Origin of the sequence: Streptomyces sp. NPDC059456, assembly GCF_042750055.1 — a bacterium.
Taxonomy (GTDB): domain Bacteria; phylum Actinomycetota; class Actinomycetes; order Streptomycetales; family Streptomycetaceae; genus Streptomyces.
Window position 1 is genome coordinate 1 of record NZ_JBHYVA010000650.1, and the last position, 4,823, is coordinate 4,823.

At 73.6% G+C, this 4,823-nt stretch carries 4 protein-coding genes; 2 read left to right on the forward strand and 2 right to left on the reverse strand.

Annotated features, from left to right (window positions below):
* Positions 1–249 precede the first annotated feature (249 nt).
* Positions 250–537 carry a hypothetical protein gene (locus tag ACFXA3_RS35555; protein ID WP_385194029.1) on the forward strand — a complete coding sequence of 96 codons (288 nt, stop codon included), beginning with the start codon at positions 250–252 and terminating at the stop codon, positions 535–537.
* 237 nt (positions 538–774) lie between these two features.
* Here the strand turns inward: ACFXA3_RS35555 and ACFXA3_RS35560 are convergent, their stop codons facing one another.
* Positions 775–1,452, reverse strand: coding sequence for a septum formation family protein (locus ACFXA3_RS35560; RefSeq protein WP_385194031.1), 678 nt, complete (start codon positions 1,450–1,452; stop codon positions 775–777).
* A 469-nt stretch (positions 1,453–1,921) separates the two neighbouring features.
* Here ACFXA3_RS35560 and ACFXA3_RS35565 point away from each other — a divergent pair, with 469 nt between their 5' ends.
* Complete coding sequence (locus tag ACFXA3_RS35565) at positions 1,922–2,281, forward strand: hypothetical protein (protein ID WP_385194034.1); 360 nt, start codon at positions 1,922–1,924, stop codon at positions 2,279–2,281.
* A gap of 211 nt (positions 2,282–2,492) precedes the next feature.
* Here ACFXA3_RS35565 and ACFXA3_RS35570 read toward each other — a convergent pair.
* Positions 2,493–4,823, reverse strand: a 2,331-nt coding sequence (locus ACFXA3_RS35570) for a DUF6493 family protein (RefSeq protein ID WP_385194037.1), incomplete at its 5' end; no start/stop codon positions are given.

The following is a 4,823-nucleotide window of genomic DNA, read 5'->3' on the forward strand; positions in this document are numbered from 1 at the left end:
CACAAAAACCCCCCTCACCAACCCCCCCGCCGCCCCCGGCGGCCCGCCCGGGCCACTCGGACCCGGCCCCCCGGCGCCCCCCCCCCCCCCGCGCCCCGGGGGCCCGCGGGCACCGAGAGCGGCGGCGTCGAGGCGGACTTCGCCTGGCTGATCCCTCTGGCCGCGAAGGCCATCGGCTCCCTCTTCAGGTGAGGGCCGCCCGTCGGCGGCGGGTTCCGCCGCCGCCGTCGGCGAGGGAAAGGAGGCAGCATGTACAACAAGTCCGAAGCGGGCGCCGCGGAACGCGGAACCCGGCTCAACCTCCCCGTGCTGGGGACGGTGGAGCGCCGTTGGGACACGTACCAGCCCTTCCTGAAGGCGGTGAGTGTCTACCACCCCGAGGAGGACCCCAAAGCGAACGGCTACGTGATGGAGGAGCCCCCGCCCAAGTCCACCTTCGGCTCCGTCGTCGGCGACCCGTCCGCCTCGGACGGTCTGGACGACCGGGGCTGGAGCTGCCCGCCGGCTGAACCCTGTACGTGGTTCGGCCCGGTCTAGGGGGTTCCGCTCCCCGGCCGCCGCCCACGCGGCAGCGGCCGGGGAGATCTTCGCCCCGCTGCCCGCTCACCGGCGGCATCTCACGCTCCGGCGGGATGAACGCCCAGATGGGCCCCCACGAGCCCCGTCGCGCCCCGCACCGCAAGCCACTTCCGAACGGCCGAACCGGCCGCCGCCGCCCTGCTGGGCGGCGTACGACCAGGCACGGTCAGGTGGTCGACGTCTGCCGGCAGCGGTTCAGGAGCCGGTGGAGCGGAGCGAGCCGGTGCTCGCGCCGCTGCTGTCGCCCAGGAAGCAGGTGACCTCGCGGTCGCCGAAGGTCCAGGAGGTGAGCTGGGGATAGTAGTAGTACACGTCCAGCGTCTGTGAGAGCTTGGCGTTCGTGCCCACGTAGTCGGCCAGCTTCGTGCTCGCGCACTTCTCCTCGGCGATCGCAACGACCTTGTCCGTGCCCGGGTACGCCCCGTCCTCCAGGTTGAAGACGGCGTACGCCTCTCCCTTGTGGGGCTGGTCGCAGGACACGATGCGCACCGAGCGGCGGGCCTGGCCGCCGTCCTTCTCCTGGTAGGCAGCCAGATCGTCGTCCGTGTTGAAGCAGTCGCCCGTGCGGATGTCGTTGATCTGGCTGCTGGATCCCGAGCCGTTGACCTGGCCTCCGGTGTCGTGCTTCGGCTGGGAAGCGTCTCCGGCGTCGCCCAGCGATCCGGTGAGCCCGAGGATCACGAAGATCGCATAGAACGCGATGGTCGCGCCGTGGATGGCAATGGCCGCGATGGCCAGGCCCTTGCCCTTCTCGCCCCGATTGCGGATCTGGGACAGGGCGATGATGCCGAGGACCAGCGGGACCAGGGGAATCGCGCAGACGAGCGACATGACGAAGGCGACGATGGCCAGCACGTTGGTCTTCTGCGACACCGGCGGCGGATACCAACCCTGCGGCGCGCCCTGCTGCCCCGGGTATCCGTACGGTCCCTGCGGCGGGTACGGCCCAGGGGACGACATCGGTTGCGGCGGTATGGACATGCGGCGGGGAACTCCTTGATCAGGGGGTGAAACGCAAGCGGCAGTCGGGGACTGCGGTCCTTGCAGCGCTACGGAGGGCAGCCTCGACAGGTTCTCGGCCCACCAGAGCGAGACAGGGTAACGGCTGAGGCGGCGCCATGATGGAGCAGTGGCCGCGCATCAAGTCGCTGCAACAGGGTCAATGCCGGATGTGCTCGTCCGTGGTCCCCCGAAGCGCATGCGTCGGGGCCGAAAACGAATGGAGATACCTGCGTGAGCGGGCATTGTCTCCGGATGATCGCCTCCAGCCCAACTATCCATCAATCGTACTCCGCCCGGCCGGGTCGACGGCCTGACCACCACATCACGGCATGAGGACATCATGGGAACAGCACAGCACGCGTGCGAGACGGTCATGGTCGAGACCCTCGGGCACGCCACAGGCTGCCGCGATGCCGGGTTTGCCCAGATCGAGAAGGCTGCCTCCGGTGCCGGGATCGGCACCCTGGAACTACTCGCCCTGGTCGCGCCGAACCTGCAGTTTGTCGATGCGGACTTCGCGGGGTTCGCGGGTGATGAGCTGCGGGTGGTGTTGCGGGAGTTCGACAGCACGAGTTGGGACTTCGGGACCGCCGACGCCTCGCTTGTCAGGGAGTTCTGCCGGTACTACCCGGACGCCGCGCCGACTCCTGAGGACGTGCTCCAGCAGATCCCCTGGCAGGTCGACCAGGGGACTCCGTAATTCGACGCTCCGGTGCGAAGGGGCCCGAGCGGACCGGAATGCACCAGTCCGCCGGTCATGGGCTCTGGAGGGCTGCCGCCCGGAACCCCGCACAAGAGGCACCGCAAGGGCATGGATCCCTCGGCGGCCTGCTGGAACTCGCCTGACAGGCGACCGGTCGGATGCGCCGCTTCGGTGGCGGCACCGACCCAGGCTTCCTGGTCCGCCTGGCCTAGGCGCCCCCGTTGCGGTGCAGGGCCTCGTGGAGGCGGGTTGCCTGGGTGAGGAGGCGGGAGCGGCCGGGGCGGGCCGCGGTTTCGGCGAGGCCGGCGGGGCACGGCGAGGCGGCACCGGACTGCTCGACGCATGCCGCGGCCGTCTCCAGGAGTTCTCCCGTACCGCGCGGATCGGCGGAGCCGGTGAGCAGGGCGGGCAGGAGGCCGGCGAGGACCGCCCAGGTCGTGGCGTGGGCGCCGGTCGCGGCCGTGGTGCGCAGCGCGTCGGCGAGGCGGCCGGGCTTGACCGTGCCCAGGTCGAGCAGTTCGGCGAGGTCGGCGCCGAGGCGTGCCGTGTCGAGGTCGCCGCGGCCCGCAAGGGTGAGGAGGCTGTCCACCGCGCGGAGCCGGTCTTCGGCGTGCCGGGCGCCGAGTCCGGTGGCGACGGCGAGGTGGAGGGCCGGTCCGGCCGGGCCTCCGGCGGCGGCGAGCCCCGGCAGGATGTCCGTGCCGCCGCGTTCGTCGTAGCGGGCGCAGGCCGTGATGGTGGGGAGGGACCAGGCGGCCAGGGTGTCCCGGTCCTCGGGCAGCAGGGCGATCAGGGACTCGGGGGCTCCGCCGTCCCAGCAGCGGCCCCGTGCCGTGCGCGCCCGCCCCAGGGCCCGGAACTGCTCGGGGAACTCCGTCAGCACGGTGGCCCGTTCGCCGGTGTCCAGGGCGTGCTGGTCGGGTGTGCCGCCGGGGTGTTGGTACTCGGGCGCCGCGGTGCGGCGGGTGACGGCGGCGGGGCGGCCGCCCTCGCCGAGCCAGTGGGCCAGCCTGTCCCCCTCGGGGGTGCCCAGCGCGGCCGCGTCCGGCAGGGCGGTCGCGTCGCGGCGGACGCGGAGCAGGGCCTGCGCGAAGTCCGCCGGGGCGGGCCGGGCGTCCTGGCGGGCGTATGCGGCGAGCCGTGCGACGAGCACGTGCGGGTCCAGGGTTCCGGAGTCCAGGGTGGGGGTGGCCAGGAGGAAGGGCAGCGGGCGGGTGCGGATGTGCTGTGCGGCTTCCGCCACGCGGGCGTGCCGGGCGGCGGCCGCGTCGCTGTGGTGGCAGTCGCTGCGCCAGCTGACGAGGGCCTGCCGCGCCTGCCCGGCGGGGCGGGCGTCCAGGACGGCGGCGGCGACGTGTTCCAGGCCGGGCAGGTCGCCGGTGTACAGGTGGCGGCGTTCGGGGTCGAGCCAGTAGCGGTCGGCGAGCGCGGGCCGCAGGGCCTCGGCCAGGGCGGCGCGGTCGCGGTGGGCGTGGCGGACCAGGCCGTCCAGGGCCCGCTCGAACTCCTCGACCCTCTCGGTACGGGAGTTGACGACGGCGGCGACGAGCTCCACGGTTTCGGCGATCGTCTCCGGGGCCGGGGCGAGCGGTACGGAGAGCGGGGGCGGCGGCAGGAGCTCCTCGTACGGGCCGGTGTCTTCGTCGTCGGGGGCGGCGTCGGCGCCGAGGACCTGCACCGCCCGCGCCCGGTGGACCGGGCTCAGGAGGCGTGCGCGGTCGGCGAGTTCGGCGCGCAGGACCCGGTCGTCGTCACCGAGGTGCGCGGCGGCCAGTTTCAGCGCGCGCTCCTGGATGTCGGTGTCCGTGTGGCCGAACGCTTCGCCGAGTACCGGCAGCAGCTCGGGCGCGGCGGCCCGGTCCCGGGCGAGTGCCTTGCCGAGGAGCACCAGCTGGGCCCGTACGAGCCCCCGCTCGGGGCGGAAGAGCACCGCGGCCGACATCTCTGCCAGCCGGTCGGCGGTGACGTGTCCGGCCGAGGCGAGCCGGGCCACCGTCTGCTGCGCGTACCCGGCCACGGAGGACGGGGCGTCGGCGGCGATCGCGATCCAGTCGGCGGTCCGCTCGCGCTCCTCCGCTTCGGTCGGTTGCAGGGCCTGCAGGACGGCCCGGTAGGGCTTGAGTACGGGCATGGTGCCGCCGCGGAGCAGGCGGGCGGTGCATCCGTCGAGGAGGGCGGCTCGGTCGAGGACTCCTTCCGCGGCGAGGGTGGCCAGCGCGGTGGGCCACTGGTGGGGGTCGCCGGGCTCGCATTCCCAGGCGAGGGGGGTGACCGGTTCGGGGGTGTCGAACAGGCGCGGGACGAACGCTCGGAGGTGGGGGTCGCGGCGCAGGGCGCCCACGAGCGAGGCGCGGGAGCTCCGTACGGCCGTCGCCCAGCCCTCGACGCAGCCGTCGGTGGTGGGCACGGGGCAGCCGGCCCGGCGGACGAGTTCGCTGATCAGCGGGTAGTCCTCGCGGGCGGTGGAGGGCCGCGCGGCGAGCCGGTGGGCGAGGGCGCGGAGCGCCGTGGGGGCCCGGTCGGCCAGAGCGACTCGTCG

What these genes read in the sequence shown, in the direction of transcription:
- ACFXA3_RS35555 (WP_385194029.1), top strand. Translation starts at nt 250, where the DNA reads ATGTACAACAAGTCCGAAGCGGGCGCCGCGGAACGCGGAACCCGGCTC.
- ACFXA3_RS35565 (WP_385194034.1), top strand. Translation starts at nt 1,922, where the DNA reads ATGGGAACAGCACAGCACGCGTGCGAGACGGTCATGGTCGAGACCCTC.